Source organism: Mycetohabitans sp. B2 (assembly GCF_021733735.1).
GTDB lineage: Bacteria > Pseudomonadota > Gammaproteobacteria > Burkholderiales > Burkholderiaceae > Mycetohabitans > Mycetohabitans rhizoxinica.
The window spans coordinates 1-382 of sequence record NZ_JAHKSP010000101.1; the positions used below are offsets into that span (position 1 = coordinate 1).

Genomic DNA, 382 nt, shown 5'->3' on the forward strand with positions numbered 1-382 from the left:
TCCACGTGTTAAGCAGCAACTCACGCTCCGCCTCGGGCAGCACCTGCAACTGCTGCACGGCGTTGTCGGGCGTCGCCTCGAGCGCGTCAGCCAAGCTGTGCAGCGCCTGCTGCATATACGCGCACACCCGCTCGGGCTCCAGCGGCGGCACGCTCTGGGCCGTTAGACCCAACGACTGCCCAAAGTCCTCCACCGACAGTGTCAACGGATAATTGGTGCGCTCTTGGGCGCTGAGCAGCTCCACACCCGGTAGCCCGCTACGCTCATCCGAGCCCATCGCATTGTGCCGGTAATTGAGCAGCGCACTAAAGAGCGGCGTGCCCGCCGGCACGCCGCTGCAGCGCTGCGCCAGCGCCAGCGACGCGTGCTCATGCTCGAGCAA

General features: G+C 66.2%; 1 protein-coding gene. It reads right to left on the reverse strand.

Annotation, left to right across the window (positions count from 1 at the left end):
• The coding region (locus KPG66_RS16895; protein WP_237071607.1) for a hypothetical protein at positions 1-382 on the reverse strand (382 nt) is incomplete at both ends.